The organism is Janibacter anophelis NBRC 107843, assembly GCF_001570945.1.
In the GTDB taxonomy this organism is placed as follows: Bacteria; Actinomycetota; Actinomycetes; order Actinomycetales; family Dermatophilaceae; genus Janibacter; species Janibacter anophelis.
Window position 1 is genome coordinate 1 of sequence record NZ_BCSQ01000039.1, and the last position, 20102, is coordinate 20102.

Sequence of the window (20102 nt, forward strand, 5' to 3'; positions counted from 1 at the left end):
CGAGCCGCTGCCCGCCCTGACCGCGCGGCTCGTCGCGGCCTTCCCGCAGTTCGAACCGTACGAGGGCGCCTTCGGCCCCCACCCGCTCCCGCACGTGACCCTCGACGCGGCCACGCCCACGGTGACGATCGAGAGCACCCGCCGCCGGCTCGCCGCCATGATCCCGGCGTCATGCACGCTGGCCCGGCTGCAGCTGGCCTGGTGGGAGTCCGGCCGGTGCCACGTCATGCACGAGTGGCACCTCGGCTGACCCCGCGAGCCGGAGCCTTCCCTCCCTTCGATCAATCTATTAGTCTATGACTATGAGACTTGAGGTAACTCGACGAGCGGAGTTGGCCGTGCAGGCCGTGGCGACCCTCTCGCCGCGCGACACCCGGCTCAAGGCGCCCGAGCTGGGGGAGGCGCTCGACGCGACCCCGGGCTTCGTCGCGCAGGTGGTCGGGCCCCTCGTCAAGGCCGGTTGGGTCCGCTCGACCCCCGGCCCTTCCGGTGGCTACTCCCTGACCGACGCCGCGGCCGGCGCCAGCGTGCTCGACGTGATCGAAGCCGTCGACGGGCCGACCGCGACGGGTCGCTGCGTCGCCCAGGACCGGGCCTGCGCCACGGGGGACACGTGCGCCCTCCACGACGCGTGGACGCAGGCCCGCACCACGCTCACCTCCACGCTGGCCGCCACCCCGGCGGTCCCCGTCCACCTGAGGGGCGCCGGGTGACGCCCCCACCATGAAGGGAAGATCGGCCATGCCAGTCGCCACCACCGCAACCCTCGCCGAGCTGGTCACCGAGGACCCGCGTCGCAGTCGGGTGCTCGAGCAGCTCGGCCTCGACTACTGCTGCAACGGGCATCGTCCGCTCGAGGAGGCTGCCAGCGCTGCCGGCCTCGACCCGACCGAGGTGAGCGCCCGCCTGGACCTGCCCGGCGAGCCGCCCGCGGTGGTCGCCCGCGACCTCGAGATGTCCGCGCTGGCCCACGACATCGTCGACACCCACCACGCGTACGCGTGGGAGGAGATGCCGCGGTTGACCGCGCTCGTCGACAAGGTCGCCGGGGTGCACGGCGAGCGCCACCTCGAGCTCGCCGAGGTCAAGGCCGCCTTCGAGGAGGTCACCGCCGAGCTCGACCCGCACATGACGCGCGAGGAGCGGGTGATCTTCCCGGCGATCACCCGACTGGAGCGGACTCAGGCCCCGGTCCGGCTCGCCTCGGGCACCCTGGCCGATGCGCTGCAGGAACTCATCGACGAACACGACGTCGTCGGCGACCTGCTCAAGCGGATCCGTGAGCTGACCGGTGACCACGTGCCGCCGGCCGACGCGTGCGGTTCGTACCACGCGATGCTCGCCGGTCTGGCGCAGTTCGAGCGTGACATCCACGAGCACGTGCACCAGGAGAACAACGTGCTCTTCCCCCAGGTGCTCCGCCTGGACGAGCGCTTGAGGGGTGAGTGACGCCCCGTCCCGACTGCGCCGGGGCCCCTCTCTGCGGGACATGCAGGGAAAACCCGGACGTGTGCACGGCGAACAGTAAGGAAATGTTCAGGAAATCCTGCGATGCCTGACGTATGCCGCGAATCCTTGGTTGAGTGCGCTCACCCCTGTGGCACCAGCCACACATGTTTTCTGGAGGATTCGTGAAGAGACGCCACACCTATGTCGTGTCCGGTCTCGCCGCGTCCGCCCTCGTCCTGACCCTGGCGCCGATGTCGGCGTCCGCGCGGACGACGGCAGGAGTGGCCCCCGATGACCGATCGGCCTCGACCGCCCGGCACGACGACCTGCCCAACCCGCTCGGTGACGCCCAGCGCGAGCTGCGCGAGGACGCGGTCACCAAGCTCCTGCGGGGCGAGGCGAAGCTGGTCACCAAGAACGGCACCCAGGTCATCGAGATCACGAGCGACGACGCGGCCGAGCAGCACACGCAGGCCAAGGGCCACAAGGACCGCACGACGGCGAGCAAGGGCAAGGGCAAGGACAAGAAGCCCCGCACCAAGTACGTCCAGTACGACGTCGACCGTGAGGCCTCCGTCTTCACGATCCTCACCGACTTCGGCGACCAGACCCTCCCGGCCACCGGCGGCGAGGCCGGCCCGGCGCACAACGAGATCGCCGAGCCCGACCGCTCGGTCAACAACTCGACGATCTGGACCGACGACTTCAGCCGCGAGCACTACCAGGAGCTGATGTTCGCCGAGGGCCAGGAGTCCTTCCGCGACTTCTACCTCAAGCAGTCCAACGGCCGTTTCCTCACCAAGGGTGACGTCAGCGACTGGGTGACCGTGCCGTACAACGAGGCGCGCTACGGCCACAACCCGGTCGAGGGTGACGGCACCTCCGAGGCGGGCGGCTACTGGAACTACGTCAAGGACACCGCGACGGCGTGGTACGACGACCAGAAGGCCCAGGGCAAGAGCGACGCCGAGATCAAGGAGTACCTGGCCCAGTTCGACGTCTGGGACCGCTACGACTTCGACGGTGACGGCGACTTCAACGAGTCCGACGGCTACATCGACCACTTCCAGGCGATCCACGCCGGTGAGGGCGAGGAGGCCGGCGGCGGCGCACAGGGCGAGGACGCCATCTGGAGCCACCGCTGGTACGCCTTCTCCAACAACATCGGCAAGGAGGGCCCCGCGCAGAACAAGCTCGGCGGGGTGCCGCTGGGTGACTCCGGCCTGTGGATCGGTGACTACACCACCGAGCCGGAGAACGGTGGCCTGGGTGTCTTCACCCACGAGTTCGCCCACGACCTGGGTCTGCCGGACCTGTACGACACCGCCGGCGGTGACAACGGCACCGGCTTCTGGACGCTGATGTCGGGCGGCTCCTGGCTCAACGACGGCACCGAGGACATCGGCTCCAGCCCCGGCTACATGGGTGCCTGGGAAAAGCTGCAGCTCGGCTGGCTCGACTACGACCTCACCGAGCAGGGCCAGACCAAGAACATCGACCTCGGCCCGGCCGACCGCGACCACGCGACCAAGGCCCAGGCCGCGGCCGTGCTCCTGCCCGAGCAGACCCTGACGACCGGGTACAACACGCCGCACTCGGGTGAGTACGAGTGGTGGTCCGGCTCGGCCGACAACCTCAACAACACGCTCGGTCGCGAGATCGACCTCACCGGCGCCACGTCCGCGTCCGTCACGGCGCAGGTCGCGACCGACATCGAGGCCGGCTACGACTTCCTCTACACCGAGGTGAGCACCGACGGTGGTGCCACCTGGGAGGAGGTCGCCGTCACCGACGGTGGCGACCTCTCGTGGAACGAGGTGACCACCGACCTGAGCGCCTACGCGGGCAGCACCATCCAGTTCCGCTGGCGCTACCAGACCGATGGCGGCGTCTCGCAGCCCGGCGCCTTCATCGACGACATCACGATCACCGTCGACGGCAGCCCGGTGCTGACCGACGACGTGGAGAGCGGGGACAACGGCTGGACCGCTGACGGGTTCACCCGGATGACCGGATCCACCTCGGAGCAGGTGCAGAGCTACTACCTGGCCGAGAACCGCGTCTACTCGGGCTACGACAAGAACCTCGAGACGGGCCCGTACAACTTCGGGTTCGCCGACCGTCCCGACTGGGTGGAGCGCTTCCCGTACCAGGACGGCCTGCTCGTCTGGTACATCAACAACGCCTACAAGGACAACAACACGCGGGTCCACCCGGGCTACGGCCAGGTGCTTCCGGTCGACGCGCGTCCCGCCCCCGTCACCTTCGACAATGGCAAGCTGCTCGGCAACCGTCGCCAGCCCTTCGACGCCACCTTCGGCAAGCAGCGCACCGACGAGGTGACCTTCCACAACGCCGGGATCCCCGAGACGGTGCCGTCGAGCAAGGGCATCACGACCTTCGATGACTCCGACCCCGACCGCTACTGGTCTGCGGACAACCCGTGGAGCTCGACCAAGGTCGCCGGCTCCGGCACCAAGATCAAGGTGCTCAGCGAGAAGAAGGACTCGATGAAGCTGCGGATCGAGGCCGCCGACTGATCGACCCCACCGGCTGATCACTCGAGCGCCGGGCCCGCCCCGTCCACCCGGACGGAGCGGGCCCGGCGTCGTTGCGTCGCAGAGCCTGCCCGTGGGGCAGGATGGGGCCATGGATCGTCAGCAGGAGTTCGTCCTCCGGACCATCGAGGAGCGCGACATCCGGTTCGTCCGGTTGTGGTTCACCGACGTGCTCGGGACGTTGAAGTCCGTGGCCATCGCCCCGGCGGAGCTCGAGGGTGCCTTCACCGAGGGCATCGGCTTCGACGGCTCGGCGATCGAGGGCTTCACCCGGGTCTACGAGGCGGACATGCTCGCGCGCCCCGACCCCTCGACCTTCCAAGTCCTGCCGTGGCGCGGTGAGCATCCCGGCACCGCGCGGATGTTCTGCGACATCCAGCTGCCCGACGGCAGCCCTGCCCTGGCCGACGCCCGCTACGTCCTGCGGCGCGCGCTGGACAAGGCCGCCGACATGGGGTTCAGCTTCTACACCCACCCCGAGATCGAGTTCTTCCTCCTCAAGCAGGGCACCCCGCCGGGTGAGCGGCCGGTGCCCGTCGACGACGGTGGGTACTTCGACCACGTGCCGAAGGGGGAGGCCCACGACTTCCGCCGGGCGGCCATCACCATGCTCGAGTCCGTCGGCATCTCGGTGGAGTTCAGCCACCACGAGGGGGCGCCGGGGCAGAACGAGATCGACCTGCGCTACGCCGATGCCCTCTCGACGGCGGACAACATCATGACCTTCCGCACGGTCATCAAGGAGGTGGCCCTCGAGCAGGGGGTCTACGCGACCTTCATGCCCAAGGTCTTCGCCGAGTACCCGGGCAGCGGCATGCACACCCACATGTCGCTCTTCGAGGGTGACACCAATGCCTTCCACGAGCCGGGCGCCCCGTACCAGCTCAGCCGCGTGGGCCGCCAGTTCATCGCCGGACTGCTCCACCACGGTCGCGAGTACGCGGCCGTGACCAACCAGTGGGTCAACAGCTACAAGCGCCTGTGGGGCGGCGGCGAGGCTCCGGCGCACCTGACGTGGGGGCACAACAACCGCTCCGCGATGGTGCGGGTGCCGATGTACAAGCCCAACAAGGGCAACTCCAGCCGGGTCGAGCTGCGTTCGCTCGACGCCTCGTGCAATCCCTATCTCGCCTTCGCGGTCATGCTCACCGCGGGCCTGAAGGGCATCGAGGAGGGCTACGAGCTGCCGCCCGAGACCGAGGACGACGTCTGGGGCCTCACCGACCGTGAGCGCCGGGCGATGGGCATCAAGCCGTTGCCGGCGAGCCTCGCCGAGGCCATCGAGGCGATGGAGGAGAGCGAGCTGGTCGCCGAGACGCTCGGCGAGCACGTCTTCGACTTCTTCCTGCGCAACAAGCAGCAGGAGTGGGCCGACTACCGCAACCAGGTCACCCCCTTCGAGCTCGAGCGTCTCCTGCCACGCCTGTGAGGTCCGCGTGAGCCCGCCGTCCCGACCCGAGCCCACCCTCGCCCGACGCGGCTTCGGGGACGCCCGTCGCGCCGAGTCGCTCCTCGCCGACCCGGCGCTGGAGCCGCTCGCCGACGTCCACCTGCCGCTGCTCGCGGCGCTGTCGCGGTCGGCCGACCCGGACCAGGCGCTGCTCGGTCTGGTGCGCCTGATGGAGGCCCGCCAGGACGACGACCTGGTCACCGCGCTGCGGGACGAAGAGGTCGCCCGCGACCGGGTGATCGGCGCGCTCGGCATCTCGTCGGCGCTCGTCGACCACCTCGTCGCGCACCCGAGCCAGTGGCGCGATGCGGTCGACGCCCGCGAGATGACCCCCGAGGAGCGCACCGAGGTCCTCCTCGCGGAGATCGCCGACCACGGCGACCTCGATCCCCAGGACGCGCTGCGCGTGGGCTACCGCCGGCAGCTGCTGGGCATCGCCGCGCGGGACGTGACCTCCGAGGACCCCGTCGCCGACTTCCCCGACATCGCCCGGGCCCTGGCCGACCTGGCCGGATCGGCGCTCGAGGGGGCCGTGCGCATCGCCCTCGACGAGCAGGGCGAAGGGCGTCACGGCATCCGGTTCGCGGTGATCGGCATGGGCAAGGCCGGCGGGCGGGAGCTGAACTACATCTCGGACGTCGACGTGATCTTCGTGGCCGAGCCCGTCGAGGGCACCGACGAGGCCACCGCGCTCGAGGTGGCCACCCGGGTCGCCACCCGAGCCATGCACGCATGCGCGGACGTCACCGCGCACGGCAGCCTGTGGCCGGTCGATGCCGCGCTGCGCCCCGAGGGCAAGCAGGGCCCGCTCGTGCGCACGGTGGCCAGCCACCGCACCTACTACGAGCGCTGGGCCAAGACCTGGGAGTTCCAGGCGCTGCTCAAGGCGCGCCACCTGGCCGGGGACGCCACCCTGGGTGCCGAGTACCTCCAGGCCGTCCAACCCCTGGTGTGGGAGGCCGCCTCGCGCGAGGACTTCGTCGACGACGTCCAGGCGATGCGCCGGCGCGTCGAGCAGCACATCCCGGCCGCCGAGGCCGCGCGCCAGCTCAAGCTCGGCCCCGGCGGGTTGCGCGATGTCGAGTTCTCCGTGCAGCTGCTCCAGCTCGTCCACGGGCGCACCGACGAGACGCTCCACTCCGGCACGACGCTCGACGCGCTGGCGGCGCTGTCCGCGGGTGGCTACGTCGGGCGGTCCGACGCCGCCGTGCTCGAGCAGGCCTACCGGATCCTGCGCACCCTCGAGCACCGCATCCAGCTGCACCGACTGCGCCGCACCCACCTGATGCCCACGTCCGAGGACGACCTGCGGCGACTCGGCCGCTCGATGCGCCTGTGGGACCAGCCGGGCAAGCAGGTCGCCGAGCTGCGCACCGGGCACGCGCGCGAGGTGCGCCGCCTGCACCAGAGGCTCTTCTACCGACCGCTGCTGTCCGCCGTCGCCCGGCTCAGCCCCGACGAGGCCTCGCTCAGCCCAGACGCGGCCCGCGAGCGGTTGAGCGCCCTCGGCTACCGCGACCCGGCCGGGGCACTGCGCCACCTGCAGGTGCTCACCGAGGGCGTCAGCCGCGCCGCCTCGATCCAGAAGCAGCTGCTGCCCGTGATGCTCGAGTGGTTCGCCGAGATGGCCGACCCCGACGCCGGGCTGCTCGCCTTCCGCAAGGTGAGCGAGGAGCTCGGGACCACCCACTGGTACCTCCGCCTGCTGCGCGACGAGGGGGAGGCCGCGCAGACGCTCGCCCACACCCTCGGCGCCAGCCGCTTCGCCGGTGAGCTGCTGCTGGCCAGCCCCGAGGCGGTGCAGATGCTCGGAGACACCGACGGTCTGCGACCGCGCTCACGCGAGGAGCTGCTGCGACGCATGCGCTCGGCGGCCGGGCGGCGCGAGGACCCCGAGGCCGCGGTGGGGGCCATCCGGGCCATCCGCCGGGCCGAGATCTTCCGCGTGGCCGTCGCCGACCTCGAGGACCGGCTCTCGCTCGACGAGGTGGGCGAGGCCCTCACCGAGGTCAGCGAGGCGACCATCGAGGCCGCGCTCGAGGTCGTCGTGCGCAAGGTCGAGGCCGAGCGCGAGGAGCCGCTGCGCACCTCCCTGCTCATCGTCGGCATGGGCCGCCTGGGCGGGCGGGAGGTCGGGTACTCGTCCGACGCGGACGTGCTCTACGTGCACGACCCGCACGAGGGGACCGACGAGCAGGCAGCCCAGGAGGCGGCCCTCGCCGTCGTGACCGAGCTGCGCCGACTCATCGGGGCGGCCGGATCCGACCCACCGCTCGGCCTCGACGCCGACCTGCGCCCGGAGGGCAAGAGCGGCCCGATGGTGCGCTCGCTCGCGAGCTATGCCAGCTACTACGCCCGGTGGTCGCAGACCTGGGAGGCACAGGCGCTGCTGCGCGCTCGCCCGGTCGCCGGCGACCCCGAGCTCGGCGCCCGGTTCACCGCGCTCATCGACCCCCTTCGCTGGTCGTCGGAGGGACTGGACGCCCAGCAGGTGCGCGAGGTCCGACGGCTCAAGGCCCGCATGGAGGCCGAGCGGCTCCCGCGGGGAGCCGACCGCAAGGCGCACTTCAAGCTGGGCATGGGCGGGCTGTCCGACGTCGAGTGGACGATCCAGCTGCTGCAGATGCAGCACGCACACGACCACGAGGGCTTGCGGACGCCCCGGACCCTGCCCGCGCTTGCGGCCGCGGTCGAGGCCGGCCTCGTCGACGTCGATGACGCCGACACGCTGCGCCAGGCGTGGTCGATGGCCTCGCTGCTGCGCAATGCCGGCATGCTCTTCCGCGGTCGCCCCGTCGACTCCGTGCCCTCCAACCTGCGCGAGGCCGACGGCGTCGGACGCATCGTCGGCATGGAGCCCCAGTCGGGTCTGGCCCTCGCCGAGTCCTATCGGCGCACCGCCCGGCACGCTCGCCACGTCGTCGACCGGATCTTCTACGGAGAGCGGTAGCGGCCGGCCGTGAGACACCGGTCAGCCGCCCCGTGGGGCGAATCTAGACTGGACCCATGCTCGCCACGATCGACCTGCGTTCCCAGCCCCTCGGGGCCCGGGCGCTGCGCGCTGCCCTGCCGCGTGCGGAGTACGACGTCGAGACCGCACTCGAGGCGGTCCGCCCGATCTGCGACGACGTCCATGACCGCGGCGCGACGGCGCTGTACGAGCTCGGCGAGCGGTTCGACGGGGTGCGGCCGACCTCCCTCCGCGTCCCGCCTCAGGTGCTCGACGCCGCCGTCGAGGTGCTCGACGCCGACGTGCGCCGCGCGCTCGAGGTCTCGATCGAGCGCGCCCGGGCCGTGCACGCCGACCAGCGACGCACCGACACCACCACCCGGCTGCACGAGAGCGGCACCGTCACCGAGCGCTGGGTGCCCGTCGAGCGGGTCGGTCTCTACGTCCCGGGTGGGCGCGCGGTCTACCCGAGCTCCGTGGTGATGAATGTCGTGCCCGCCCAGATCGCCGGGGTCGGTTCCCTCGCCGTGGCCAGCCCACCGCAGCGCGACAACCAGGGCGTCTTCGCCGGGTACCCGCACCCGACGATCCTCGCGGCGTGCTCCCTCCTCGGCGTCGACGAGGTCTGGACCATGGGTGGCGCCCAGGCCGTGGCCGGCTTCGCGCACGGTTTCGTCGACGACACCGCCGGCCAGGACGGCGAGTGTGCCCCGGTGAGCCTCGTGACCGGCCCGGGCAACATCTACGTTGCCGCGGCCAAGCGGTTGCTCAAGGGACTCATCGGGATCGACGCCGAGGCGGGCCCGACCGAGATCGCCGTGCTCGCCGACGCCACCGCCGACCCCGAGCACGTCGCCGCCGACCTCATCAGCCAGGCCGAGCACGACCCGCTCGCCGGGTCGGTGCTCGTCACCGACTCGACCGAGCTCGCCGACGCGGTGGCGGCCGTCGTGGAGCGGCGGGCCGCGGCCACCAAGCACAGCGAGCGCGTCGTCGAGGCCCTCGGTGGGCGCCAGTCGGCGATCGTCCTCGTCGACGACCTCGACGCCGGCCTGCGGGTCGTCGACGCCTACGCCGCCGAGCACCTCGAGGTCATCACCGTCGACGCGGCCGCCGTCGCCGCGCGGGTGCGCAACGCCGGCGCGATCTTCGTCGGTCCGCACTCCCCGGTCAGCCTCGGTGACTACGTCGCCGGGTCCAACCACGTCCTGCCGACCGGGGGCAGTGCCGCGCACTCCAGCGGACTGTCGGTGCAGTCCTTCCTGCGTGGCATCCACGTCATCGAGTACTCGGCCGACGCCCTGGCCGAGGTCGCCCCGCACGTCGTGGCGCTCGCCGAGGCCGAGGACCTGCCCGCGCACGGCGAGGCCGTGACCGCGCGCACCGGCGAGGTGCGCCCATGAGCGAGGTCGAGCAGCTGCTGCGCCCCGAGCTGCGCGGGCGCACCGCCTACGGCGCCCCGCAGCTGGACGTGCCCGTCCAGCTCAACACCAACGAGTCGTCCTACCCGGTGCCGAGCGAGGTGGTCGAGGCCATCCTCGGCGAGCTGCGCGAGCGCCTGTCCGGGCTCAACCGGTACCCGGACCGCGAGTTCACCGACCTGCGCAAGGCCCTGGTCACCTACCTCGAGGACCGCAGCGGGGTCTCCCTTCGCCCGGAGCAGCTGTGGGCCGGCAACGGGTCCAACGAGGTCCTGTCGCACATCGTCCAGGCCTTCGGCGGGCCCGGCCGCACGGCGCTGGGGTTCACCCCCGCCTACTCGATGCACTCGATCATCAACGAGACCCTCGGGACGACCTGGGTCGACGGGCAACGCCACCAGCAGACCTTCGACCTGACCGTCGAGTCGGCGATCGAGCAGGCGACGGCGGCCGACCCGCACCTCGTCTTCCTCTGCTCGCCCAACAACCCGACCGGCACCGCGCTGCCCTTCGACGTCATCGAGGCGATGCTCGAGGCCGCCCCGCGCGCCCTCGTCGTCGTCGACGAGGCCTACGCGGAGTTCGCCCGACCCGGGACGCCCACCGCGCTGTCGCTCCTGGAGCGGCACCCGCGGCTCGTCGTCACCCGCACGATGAGCAAGGCCTTCGCGCTGGCCGGCGGTCGACTCGGTTACCTGGCCGCCGACCCGCAGGTCATCGACGCGCTGCGGCTCGTGCGCCTGCCCTACCACCTGTCGATCCCGACGCAGACGATCGCGCGGGTCTCGCTCGAGCACGCCGACCGGCTGCTCGAGACGGTCGACGCCATCAAGGAGCAGCGTGACCGTCTCGTCAGCGAGCTGACGGCGATGGGCCTGTCCCCGGTGCCGAGCGACGCCAACTTCGTCCTCTTCGGCGGACTCGCCGACGCCCCCGCGACGTGGCAGGCTCTGCTCGACGAGGGGGTCCTGGTGCGCGACGTCGGCATCCCGCACCACCTGCGCGTCACCGCCGGCACCCCGGAGGAGACGAGCCGCTTCCTCACGGCGATGGCGCAGCTCGTCCCCACGCACGCACTGACCAAGGAGATCCCGTGAGCAGCACCGCACCCCGCACCGCGACGGTGACCCGAGGCACCTCGGAGAGCCGCGTCGAGGTGACCGTCGACCTCGACGGCACCGGCGTCGGCGAGGTGTCCACGGGGGTGCGCTTCTACGACCACATGCTGCTGTCGCTCGCCAAGCACAGCCTCATCGACCTGACCGTGCGTGCGGAGGGCGACGTCGACGTCGACGCCCACCACACCGTCGAGGACGTCGCGATCGTCCTCGGTCAGGCCGTCCGTGAGGCCCTCGGCGACAAGCGCGGCATCAGCCGCTTCGGTGACGCGACCGTGCCGCTCGACGAGGCGCTCGTCCACGCCGTCGTCGACGTCGCCGGCCGCCCGTACGTCGTGCACACCGGTGAGCCCGAGGGGCAGGAGTACGTCATCATCGGCGGCAACTTCGTCGGGTCGCTCACCCGTCACGTCATGGAGTCCTTCGCGTACAACGCCGGCATCGCCCTCCACGTGCGCGTCCTCTCCGGCCGCGACCCGCACCACATCGTCGAGGCCCAGTTCAAGGCGCTGGCCCGCGCGCTGCGCGCGGCCGTCGCCGTCGACCCGCGCGTGACCGGCATCCCGAGCGCCAAGGGCGCCCTGTAGAGCATGCGATGACCGAGCAGGGCAGGGGAGTGGTGCTCCTCTCCGCGACCGCGGCGAGAGCGCTCGAGTGGGTCCGGCGCGGCGTCGTGCCGTGCCACGTCCTCGAGCACAGCACGTGGTCGATCGTCGTCCCCGCCGGGGCGACCAGCCGGGCCGCGGCACCGTACGACGACGCGCTCACCGTGCTGGCCTCCCGGCACGTGCCGTCACCGGCCGCGCCGGCCGTGGGCCTGTTCGAGATCGGGGACGCCGCCGTGATCACGGCCCGCGCGCCCGGGCGATCACCGATCCGCTGGGCACTGCGCGCCGCCGACCGCGAGGTGGTGCGCGGACCGCAGCTGCCGCCGCTGTCGCCGGAGGACCTGCACCGCACCCTCGCCGCCGCACCCGGCGTCCGTGAGGTGCCGATCCGCCAGATCCGTGAGCTGTGGGGTCGGAGCGACCTGACGCACCGGGAGTGGCTCGTCGAGGCCACGACCGTGCTCGGGCTGCCCGGCGGCCGGGTGCTCGACGGGTCCGACACCGATCTGGGCCCGGTCATCGCCCCCGACCCGCGGTCCGTCCAGACCTTCGAGTCCGTCGTCAAGGATGTGCACCAATGACCAGTCCCCGCGTCGTCGTCCTGGACTACGGCTCCGGCAACGTGCACTCGGCGGTGCGCGCGCTCGCGCACGTCGGGGCGCAGGTCGAGCTGACCGCGGACCGCGGTGCCGTCCTGGCGGCCGACGGTCTGCTCGTGCCGGGTGTGGGCAACTTCCACGCCTGCATGGCGGGGCTGCGTGCGGCCGACGGCCCGGCACTCATCGACACCCGGCTCGCCGGCGGTCGCCCCGTGCTCGGCGTGTGCGTCGGCATGCAGGTGATGTTCGACGGCTCGCAGGAGCCGAGCGGCTCGCAGGAGCAGGAGTCCGGCCTGTCGCAGTGGCCCGGCACGGTCGCGCGGCTGTCCGCGCCCGTCGTGCCGCACATGGGCTGGTCCGAGGTCACCGCGCCCGAGGACAGTGCCCTCTTCGCCGGTGTCGGGGCCGAGCGCTTCTACTTCGTCCACTCCTACGGCGTCGGCTCCTGGGACCTGCCGCCGGCCGACGGCGCGCTCGCTGTGGCGCAGCCGCGCGTCACGTGGAGCGAGCACGGGTCCCCCTTCGTCGCGGCCGTCGAGAACGGTCCGTTGTCCGCCACGCAGTTCCACCCCGAGAAGTCCGGGGACGCTGGGCTGCACCTGCTGAAGAACTGGGTGATGTCACTGTGACCACGACCGAGAGCCCCCGTCTGGAGCTCCTGCCCGCCGTCGACGTGCGAGGGGGTCGGGCCGTCCAGCTGCAGCAGGGCGTCGCCGACTCCGGGTGGGACTTCGGTGACCCCTTCCAGGCGGCGAGCGCCTGGCAGGAGCAGGGCGCGGAGTGGATCCACCTCGTCGACCTCGACGCCGCCTTCGGAGAGGGCAGCAACCGCGAGCTGCTCGCCGACATCGTCGGTCGCCTCGACATCAAGGTCGAGCTGAGCGGCGGCATCCGCGACGAGGCCTCCCTCGTCGCGGCGCTCGGCTCCGGGTGCGCCCGGGTCAACCTCGGGACCGCCGCGCTGGAGAACCCCGAGTGGACCGCGGCCGCGATCGCCGAGCACGGGGAGCGGATCGCCGTCGGGCTCGACGTGCGCGGCACCACCCTCGCCGCGCGCGGCTGGACCAAGGAGGGGGGCGACCTGTGGGAGACCCTCGGCCGCCTCGACTCCGAGGGCTGCGCGCGCTACGTCGTCACCGACGTCGCCAAGGACGGCATGCTCGCCGGCCCCAACCTCCAGCTGCTGCGCGACGTCGCCGACGCCACCGACGCCAAGGTCGTCGCCAGCGGGGGAGTGACGACCCGCGAGGACGTCGTGGCCCTGCGCGAGCTCGTGCCGGTCGGCGTCGAGGGCGCGATCATCGGATCGGCGTTGTACAAGGGCACCGTCACCCTGGCCGAGGCCCTCGACGCGGCGGGTCGCCCGTGACGGGCCCGGCGGACTCCGCCGGCATCCCCTGGGGCGGCCGCGAGCTGCCCCTCGGTGGCTTCGCCGGCGACACGGGCGAGGCCGACCCGACCCTCATGGCGGCCCTGCACAGCGGCGGCGAGGCCGACGTCATGGCGTCGCTCGCGAGCGCCCGGATGCTCGTGCCGGTCAAGGCCGTCGCGGCCGAGACGGTCGAGGGCGAGCACGGCCACACCGCCGACAAGGAGGCGGACATGGCGGTCGTCCTCCTCGAGCACCCGGACGGCCGCACGGCCCTGCCGGTCTTCACCTCGATGGCCTCGCTCGCCGCCTTCGACAGCACGGTCCGGCCGGTGCCGGTCGAGGCCGCCCGGGCGGCGCAGGCCGCCGTGAGCGAGCGGGCCGACCTCATGGTGCTCGACTGCGCGAGCGAGCAGGCCTTCGAGATCCGTCCCTCGATGGTCTGGGCCCTGGCCCAGCAGCGCGCGTGGTTGCCCGCCCACGAGGACCCCTTCGTGGCGCAGTCCGTCGCCCGGGTCGTCGCCGGCCACGACGAGGTGACCGAGCACGAGCTCGCCGAGGGCGTGCCCGACGGCCAGGGGATCCTGCAGGTGCGCCTCACCCTCGTCGCCGGTCTCGATGCCGACGGCGTCCGGGACCTCGTCACCGCCGTGGCCGAGGAGCTGGCCACCGACGGCGAGCTGCGAGCCCGGGTCGACGGTCTGTCCTTCGCCGTCGTCTGACGAAGGGGGCAGGCCGGGGGAGGCAGCCCCGACGACCCTCGGCCCGATTTCGGCTCAGGGCGCGGCGCTGGTACCGTTTGGCAACGACCGGTCATCACCCTCGTGGTGGTGACGCAAGAGGAGCCTCGCTTCCACCCGCGCCGACCATCGTCCACGGACACAGGTTGCCGGGTCTCAGGTCTCGACGCGACATCGGGTCGCTGGACGCCCAGGCGTTCCGCTCCCTTCGTCGACGTCGTGCTCTGGTGAGGCTCCTCGCGACCGGCGAGGAGCCTTTCTTCGTCGGTGGCGGGAGTGACACACCGAGCTAAGGAGCAGCACATCAGCGAGCCTCGCATCAATGACCGTATCCGCGTCCCCGAGGTGCGGTTGGTCGGCCCCAACGGGGAGCAGGTCGGCATCGTGCGCGTGGAGGACGCCCTCCGTCTCGCCGCAGAGGCCGATCTCGACCTCGTCGAGGTCGCTCCGATGGCCAAGCCCCCCGTCGCCAAGCTCATGGACTTCGGCAAGTACAAGTACGAAGCCGCCATGAAGGCGCGTGAGGCCCGCAAGAACCAGGTCAACACGGTCATCAAGGAGATCAAGCTCCGACCGAAGATCGACAGCCACGACTACGGCACCAAGAAGGGCCACGTCGAGCGCTTCCTCAGCGCCGGCGACAAGGTCAAGGTGACGATCATGTTCCGCGGCCGCGAGCAGTCCCGCCCCGAGCTGGGCTTCCGACTGCTGCAGCGTCTGGCCGAGGACGTCGTGGAGCTCGGCACCGTGGAGTCCGCGCCCAAGCAGGACGGGCGCAACATGATCATGGTGCTCGCACCGACCAAGCGGAAGTCCGAGGCGCGCGCCGAGGCGCGACGCAAGAAGGACCAGCAGAAGGCGGACTCCGCCGCCCCCGCGGAGGAGACCGCTGCCCCGGTGGAGGAGACCGCCGAGGCCCCGGCCGAGTCCTGAGCCGGCACAGACCAGCACAGCAACGAGAAGGAGATCGGCGCCATGCCGAAGAACAAGACGCACTCCGGTGCGAAGAAGCGCTTCCGGGTCACCGGCTCGGGCAAGATCATGCGCGAGCGCGCCAACCACGTCCACAAGTTCCACGAGAAGACCCCGCAGCACGCGCGTCGCCTCGCGAACGACGTGTTGGTCTCCAAGGCCGACGAGAAGAAGATCAAGAAGCTGCTCGGTCGCTGACCTGAGCCACTTGTCCAACGAACTGTAAGGAGAACTCACGTGGCACGCGTGAAGCGGGCGGTCAACGCCCACAAGAAGCGCCGGGTCGTCCTCGAGCGCGCCAGCGGCTACCGGGGCCAGCGCTCCCGTCTGTACCGCAAGGCCAAGGAGCAGGTCACCCACTCCCTCGGGTACAGCTACCGGGACCGTCGCGCCAAGAAGGGTGACTTCCGTCGCCTGTGGATCCAGCGCATCAACGCCGGCGCCCGCGCCAACGGCATGACCTACAACCGGTTCATCCAGGGCCTGCGCGCCGCGGAGATCGAGGTCGACCGTCGCATGCTCGCCGAGCTCGCCGTCAACGACGAGGCCGCCTTCGCCGCGCTCGTCGAGATCGCCAAGGCCAATGTGCCGGCGCAGGCCGACGCCAAGGCCTCGGCCTGAGCCAGAGTTCCGGACGCCGGGAGCGCCCACCACTGACCAACCCCGCTGCTGACCGGGTGAAGTCGGTGCGCGGGCTCTCCCGGCGTTCTGTGCGTCGCCGCACCGGGCGGTTGCTCGTCGAGGGCCCGCAGGGTGTGCGCGAGGCGGTGCGCTTCGCGCCCGGACGGGTCGTCGACCTCTACGTCACCGACGAGGCCGCGCAGCGCTATGCCGAGTTCGTCGAGCCGGCGCGCGAGGCCGGCATCTTCGTGCACCGCACGAGTGACGAGGTGCTCGCGGCCATGTGCGACGCGGACACCCCGCAGGGGACCGCCGCCGTCGTCGAGTGGGCAGCGAGCGACCTCGAGTCCGTCCTCGCGGCGCAGCCGCGGCTGCTCGTGCTGCTCACGCACGTGCGCGACCCCGGCAACCTCGGCACGGTCATCCGGGGCGCGGACGCGGCCGGCGCCGACGCGGTCCTCGTCAGCGATGCCTCCGTCGACGTCACCTCGCCCAAGGTCGTGCGCTCCACGGCCGGGTCGCTCTTCCACCTGCCGATCGTCACCGGGCTCGACATCGACGCCACCCTGGCCGGGCTCGCGGCCGCCGGCGTGCGTCGCCTCGCAGCCGACGGGGCGGGTGAGCGGACCATCGACGACACCGAGCTCACCGGCCCCCACGTGTGGGTCATGGGCAACGAGGCCTGGGGCCTGGAGGAGCAGACCCGTGCGGCGTGCGACGAGGTCGTCCGGGTGCCGATCCACGGCCACGCCGAGTCCCTCAACCTCGCGATGGCGAGCACCATCTGCCTCTATGCCTCGGCTCGGGCGCAGCACGCCTGACGGGATGACGAAGGGGGCGCCACCCGCTCGAGTGGCGCCCCCACGTCGTGCGTGGCTCCGGGTCAGGTGCTGGCGAAGGTCTTCTTCTGGGGGATGACCTCGCCCGGGTCCACCGGCGACTCGTCCGCTGCAGCCTTGCCGTCGCGGATGCGCTGGCCGATCGTGGCGTCGACATTGGTCCAGTACTCGAAGACCCGCGAGAGCACCGGGTCCTCGACGCCGGCGAGCGAGCCGACGACGGTGGCCACGAGACGGTCGCGCTGGGCGTCGTCGAAGACCTCACGCACGAGCGTGCCCGGCTGACCGAAGTCGTCGTCCTCGGCGTGCAGCTGGTAGGCCGAGCGCACGATCTCGCCGTCGGCCTCCCACCCGTCGTCGACCGGGCCCTGCTCGTCGGCCGTGGGTCGACCGAAGCTGTTGCCCACGTACGTGGGTGCCGCTCCGGAGTGCTCGTAGCGCATCGGACCGTCGAACGAGTAGTGGTTCTCGTGCTCGATCGCCGGACGGTTGACGGGCAGCTGGTGGAAGTTCGGCCCGATGCGGGCGCGGTGGGCGTCCGCATAGGCGAAGACGCGACCGAGCAGCATCTTGTCGGGCGAGAAGCCGATGCCCGGGACGGTGTTGCTCGGCGCGAAGGCTGCCTGGTCGATCTGGGCGAAGAAGTTGACCGGGTTCTCGTCGAGGGTCATCGTGCCGACCTCGATGAGCGGGTAGTCCGCGTGCGACCAGGTCTTCGTCAGGTCGAAGGGGTTGAAGCGGTAGGTCTTCGCGTCCTCGTACGGCATGACCTGCACGGACAGCTTCCACTGCGGGGCGTCACCGCTCGCGATGGCCTCGAAGAGGTCGCGACGGTGGAACTCCGCGTCCTGACCGGCGATCCGGTCGGCCGCCTCGCCCGTGAGGCCCTCCACGCCCTGCTGGGAGTGGAAGTGGTACTTGACCCAGAACCTCTCACCGGAGGCGTTGACCCACATGTAGGTGTGGCTGCCGTAGCCGTTCATGTGGCGCCAGGAGCGGGGCAGGCCGCGGTCACCCATGAGGTAGGTGACCTGGTGGGCGGACTCGGGGTGCGCCGTCCAGAAGTCCCACTGCATCGTGTTGTCGCGCAGACCGCTGTCGGGCAGGCGCTTCTGGCTGCGGATGAAGTTGGGGAACTTCAGCGGGTCACGCAGGAAGAAGATCGGCGTGTTGTTGCCGACGAGGTCGAAGTTGCCCTCGGAGGAGTAGAAGCGCAGGGCGAAGCCGCGCACGTCACGCCACGTGTCGGGGGACCCGAGCTCACCGGCGACGGTGGAGAAGCGGGCGAGCATCCGGGTGGTCGCGCCCTGCTGGAAGAGGGCCGCCTTGGTGTACTGCGACACGTCGGCGGTCGTCTCGAAGTGGCCGAAGGCGCCGGACCCCTTGGCGTGGGGCTTGCGCTCGGGGATGTTCTCCCGGTTGAAGTGGGCGAGCATGTCGACCAGGTGGGTGTCGTGCAGCAGCAGGGGGCCGTTGCTGCCGACGGAGAGGCTGTTGCGGTCGCTGACGGCCGGGGCTCCGTTGACCTGGGTCGAGGGGCCTGAGACATCGAGCGTGCCCCGGGCGTCCGAGCGCGGCTCCGGGGTGGAAGGGGTGGGTGACATCTGCTGCTCCTCTTTCTCTGTGGGGTGGGGTGCAGTGCTGGTCAGTGGGTGGCGGCCGCCTCGGTCGCGCAGGTGGGGCAGGTGCCCCAGTAGATGACCTCGGCCTCGTCGATGGCGAAGCCGTGGTCGTCGGCGGCGTCGAGGCACGGCGCCTTGCCGGGAGCGCACTCGACATCGATCATCGTGCCGCACGTACGGCACACGAGGTGGTGGTGGTTGTCGCCGAGCTCCAGCTCGAAGCGCGCGGGGTGCCCGGCGGGCTCGAACTTGCGCACGAGGCCGTTGGCGGACAGGGCGGCGAGGATGTCGTAGATCGCCTGCGTGCTCACCGAGCCGAGCCGCTCGCGGGTGGCGCGGGCGATGGTGTCGACATCGGCGTGCGGGATCGCCGACAGCTCCCGGAGCACGGCCACCCGGGGGGCGGTGACGCGCAGGGAGTGGCCGCGGAGCAGCTCCGCAGCGGTCTCGGTCTCGATCATGGTCGCCATTGCCCTCCAGAATCCCACCAGAACTTGAATCAGTCAAGATAAGGCGGGGGAGTCGTCCCCATCGCCGGATGCCGGTGCCGAACCTAGGGTGGACGGTCATGACGGTGACCCATGGCAACGACCCCGACGTGCTTGACGGCATCGCCGACGCCCTGCGGGCGCAGGCCGACCGGGTGGAGACGATCTCCGGGACGGGCGCCTCGGGTGTCGCCGTGCTGGTGGACGCGTGGGCCGGCCCCGACCTGGAGGTCTTCGGGGAGGACTGGCGTGGCGCACAGCAGCAGCTGGAGTCGGCCGCACAGCTCCTGCGGGCCGTGGGGGAGCGGGCCAGGGAGCAGGCGCAGCAGCAGCGCGACAGCAGTGGCGAAGGGGGCGCAGCCGGGCCCGGCGCACGTGGCCCGGCGGCCTCGCCGGCTCGGCACGTCCCACCGCCGTCGCCGGGTGACCGGGTGCCGCACAGCGACTCGGACCAGTCGCAGCTCCCGATCCCGATCCCGGACGACGGGAAGCCGTGGACACCCCAGGGACTCGGGTACAGCGAGGAGCAGGACGTGTACGTCCACTCGCTCTACAACCACGACAACGGCCAGGAGGGCGTGCTCGCGATCCAGCCGGCCGACGGCGGGCCCGTCCAGTACGTCCACCTCGAGGGCAATGACCACTACGGCGGGGTGACCGTCGACGGCGACAACGTGTACGTCACCGGCAACGGCCGGGTGACCGGGTACGACGACGAGGGCGAGCCGATCACCGAGGGCCCCCACGTCGAGCACTACTCGCTCGAGGACCTGCGCGCAGCCGGCGAGGACGAGGTCGTGGAGCCCATCTCCCGCCACTCCCTCCCCACGGCCTCGACGGTGACGAGCCACGACGGCACGTTGTACGTCGGCGACTACAACGACGGCGAGCCGGGGAAGATCTACGAGTTCGACCTCGGCGACGGCGGTGGCCTCCCGGCCGAGGGTGCCGACTGGGACCCGACGAACGAATGGGTGGCGCCGAACAACATCCAGGGAGTCGTCACGGACGGCGAGAACTTCTACGTGACCCAGAGCCACGGGGCGGATGACCCGTCGACGCTCATCCGGATCGACCGTGGCAGCAACGAGTTCCATGAGGAGGGCGACCTCAGTCCGCTCTCGCAGGGTCTGGTGATCCGCGACGGCGAGCTGGTCATCACGTCCGAGTCCGGGTCCGCCCCGTACCGGCAGGAGGTCATCGACTCCGACTCGCCGTGGAAGCCGAACTTCATCGAGCAGCCGGTCGACCCCGAGGACGACCTGCAGACGCACGACCTGCCCTCCTGACGCCAAACC

At 71.3% G+C, this 20102-nt stretch carries 20 protein-coding genes; 18 read left to right on the forward strand and 2 right to left on the reverse strand.

Annotation, left to right across the window (positions count from 1 at the left end; all coding sequences use genetic code 11):
• The 17 genes from JAN01S_RS17160 to JAN01S_RS11105 all read left to right on the forward strand — a co-directional run.
• Positions 1–250: 2'-5' RNA ligase family protein (locus JAN01S_RS17160; protein ID WP_218000027.1), on the forward strand; the 250-nt coding region annotated here is incomplete at its 5' end.
• 52 nt (positions 251–302) lie between these two features.
• Positions 303–713, forward strand: a complete 411-nt coding sequence (locus JAN01S_RS11030; RefSeq protein ID WP_068318127.1) for an RrF2 family transcriptional regulator — start codon at positions 303–305, stop codon at positions 711–713.
• A gap of 28 nt (positions 714–741) precedes the next feature.
• Positions 742–1449: an iron-sulfur cluster repair di-iron protein gene (ric, locus tag JAN01S_RS11035; RefSeq protein ID WP_068318046.1), complete on the forward strand. Its 708-nt coding sequence runs from the start codon at positions 742–744 to the stop codon at positions 1447–1449.
• A 182-nt stretch (positions 1450–1631) separates the two neighbouring features.
• A complete protein-coding gene (locus tag JAN01S_RS11040) occupies positions 1632–3989 on the forward strand; it encodes an immune inhibitor A domain-containing protein (RefSeq protein ID WP_244884821.1) in 2358 nt (785 codons plus the stop codon).
• Positions 3990–4098: 109 nt separating this feature from the next.
• The gene (locus JAN01S_RS11045; protein WP_068318049.1) at positions 4099–5436 is read left to right on the forward strand and encodes a glutamine synthetase family protein; all 1338 of its coding nucleotides are present in this window, start codon (positions 4099–4101) and stop codon (positions 5434–5436) included.
• 7 nt (positions 5437–5443) lie between these two features.
• Entirely contained in the window at positions 5444–8407 is a 2964-nt protein-coding gene (locus JAN01S_RS11050) for a bifunctional [glutamine synthetase] adenylyltransferase/[glutamine synthetase]-adenylyl-L-tyrosine phosphorylase (RefSeq protein WP_068318052.1), read from the forward strand.
• Between the two features lie 56 nt (positions 8408–8463).
• Entirely contained in the window at positions 8464–9810 is a 1347-nt protein-coding gene (gene hisD, locus JAN01S_RS11055) for a histidinol dehydrogenase (protein ID WP_068318054.1), read from the forward strand.
• Complete coding sequence (locus tag JAN01S_RS11060; RefSeq protein WP_068318057.1) at positions 9807–10925, forward strand: histidinol-phosphate transaminase; 1119 nt, start codon at positions 9807–9809, stop codon at positions 10923–10925. The genes hisD and JAN01S_RS11060 overlap by 4 nt, the downstream gene beginning before the upstream one ends.
• The gene (gene hisB / locus JAN01S_RS11065; RefSeq protein ID WP_068318062.1) at positions 10922–11533 is read left to right on the forward strand and encodes an imidazoleglycerol-phosphate dehydratase HisB; all 612 of its coding nucleotides are present in this window, start codon (positions 10922–10924) and stop codon (positions 11531–11533) included. Before JAN01S_RS11060 ends, hisB begins: the two co-directional genes overlap by 4 nt.
• An 8-nt stretch (positions 11534–11541) precedes the next feature.
• Entirely contained in the window at positions 11542–12135 is a 594-nt protein-coding gene (locus JAN01S_RS11070) for a hypothetical protein (RefSeq protein ID WP_157075709.1), read from the forward strand.
• Complete coding sequence (gene hisH / locus JAN01S_RS11075) at positions 12132–12782, forward strand: imidazole glycerol phosphate synthase subunit HisH (RefSeq protein ID WP_068318068.1); 651 nt, start codon at positions 12132–12134, stop codon at positions 12780–12782. Before JAN01S_RS11070 ends, hisH begins: the two co-directional genes overlap by 4 nt.
• Complete coding sequence (gene priA, locus JAN01S_RS11080; protein WP_068318071.1) at positions 12779–13522, forward strand: bifunctional 1-(5-phosphoribosyl)-5-((5-phosphoribosylamino)methylideneamino)imidazole-4-carboxamide isomerase/phosphoribosylanthranilate isomerase PriA; 744 nt, start codon at positions 12779–12781, stop codon at positions 13520–13522. The genes hisH and priA overlap by 4 nt, the downstream gene beginning before the upstream one ends.
• Positions 13519–14244 carry an SseB family protein gene (locus tag JAN01S_RS11085; protein WP_068318074.1) on the forward strand — a complete coding sequence of 242 codons (726 nt, stop codon included), beginning with the start codon at positions 13519–13521 and terminating at the stop codon, positions 14242–14244. The genes priA and JAN01S_RS11085 overlap by 4 nt, the downstream gene beginning before the upstream one ends.
• A 294-nt stretch (positions 14245–14538) precedes the next feature.
• Positions 14539–15195, forward strand: coding sequence for a translation initiation factor IF-3 (infC, locus tag JAN01S_RS11090; protein WP_244884822.1), 657 nt, complete (start codon positions 14539–14541; stop codon positions 15193–15195).
• 42 nt (positions 15196–15237) lie between these two features.
• Complete coding sequence (gene rpmI / locus JAN01S_RS11095) at positions 15238–15432, forward strand: 50S ribosomal protein L35 (protein WP_007925928.1); 195 nt, start codon at positions 15238–15240, stop codon at positions 15430–15432.
• A 39-nt stretch (positions 15433–15471) separates the two neighbouring features.
• Positions 15472–15855: a 50S ribosomal protein L20 gene (gene rplT / locus JAN01S_RS11100; RefSeq protein ID WP_068318079.1), complete on the forward strand. Its 384-nt coding sequence runs from the start codon at positions 15472–15474 to the stop codon at positions 15853–15855.
• 56 nt (positions 15856–15911) lie between these two features.
• Positions 15912–16676, forward strand: coding sequence for a TrmH family RNA methyltransferase (locus JAN01S_RS11105; RefSeq protein ID WP_084360184.1), 765 nt, complete (start codon positions 15912–15914; stop codon positions 16674–16676).
• Between the two features lie 62 nt (positions 16677–16738).
• Here the strand turns inward: JAN01S_RS11105 and JAN01S_RS11110 are convergent, their stop codons facing one another.
• A complete protein-coding gene (locus tag JAN01S_RS11110; RefSeq protein ID WP_068318081.1) occupies positions 16739–18298 on the reverse strand; it encodes a catalase in 1560 nt (519 codons plus the stop codon).
• 41 nt (positions 18299–18339) lie between these two features.
• A complete protein-coding gene (locus JAN01S_RS11115; RefSeq protein WP_275888017.1) occupies positions 18340–18786 on the reverse strand; it encodes a Fur family transcriptional regulator in 447 nt (148 codons plus the stop codon).
• 98 nt (positions 18787–18884) lie between these two features.
• On the opposite strand from JAN01S_RS11115, the gene JAN01S_RS11120 reads away from it, so the two are divergent.
• On the forward strand, positions 18885–20093 hold the full coding sequence (locus JAN01S_RS11120) for a hypothetical protein (protein ID WP_068318084.1): 1209 nt from the start codon (positions 18885–18887) through the stop codon (positions 20091–20093).
• The last annotated feature ends 9 nt before the right edge of the window (positions 20094–20102 follow it).

Coding starts and splice junctions, on each gene's coding strand:
- JAN01S_RS11030 (WP_068318127.1), top strand. CDS start 303: ATGAGACTTGAGGTAACTCGACGAGCGGAGTTGGCCGTGCAGGCCGTG.
- ric (WP_068318046.1), top strand. CDS start 742: ATGCCAGTCGCCACCACCGCAACCCTCGCCGAGCTGGTCACCGAGGAC.
- JAN01S_RS11045 (WP_068318049.1), top strand. CDS start 4,099: ATGGATCGTCAGCAGGAGTTCGTCCTCCGGACCATCGAGGAGCGCGAC.
- hisD (WP_068318054.1), top strand. CDS start 8,464: ATGCTCGCCACGATCGACCTGCGTTCCCAGCCCCTCGGGGCCCGGGCG.
- JAN01S_RS11060 (WP_068318057.1), top strand. CDS start 9,807: ATGAGCGAGGTCGAGCAGCTGCTGCGCCCCGAGCTGCGCGGGCGCACC.
- JAN01S_RS11070 (WP_157075709.1), top strand. CDS start 11,542: ATGACCGAGCAGGGCAGGGGAGTGGTGCTCCTCTCCGCGACCGCGGCG.
- hisH (WP_068318068.1), top strand. CDS start 12,132: ATGACCAGTCCCCGCGTCGTCGTCCTGGACTACGGCTCCGGCAACGTG.
- rpmI (WP_007925928.1), top strand. CDS start 15,238: ATGCCGAAGAACAAGACGCACTCCGGTGCGAAGAAGCGCTTCCGGGTC.
- JAN01S_RS11110 (WP_068318081.1), bottom strand. CDS start 18,298: ATGTCACCCACCCCTTCCACCCCGGAGCCGCGCTCGGACGCCCGGGGC.
- JAN01S_RS11115 (WP_275888017.1), bottom strand. CDS start 18,786: ATGGCGACCATGATCGAGACCGAGACCGCTGCGGAGCTGCTCCGCGGC.
- JAN01S_RS11120 (WP_068318084.1), top strand. CDS start 18,885: ATGACGGTGACCCATGGCAACGACCCCGACGTGCTTGACGGCATCGCC.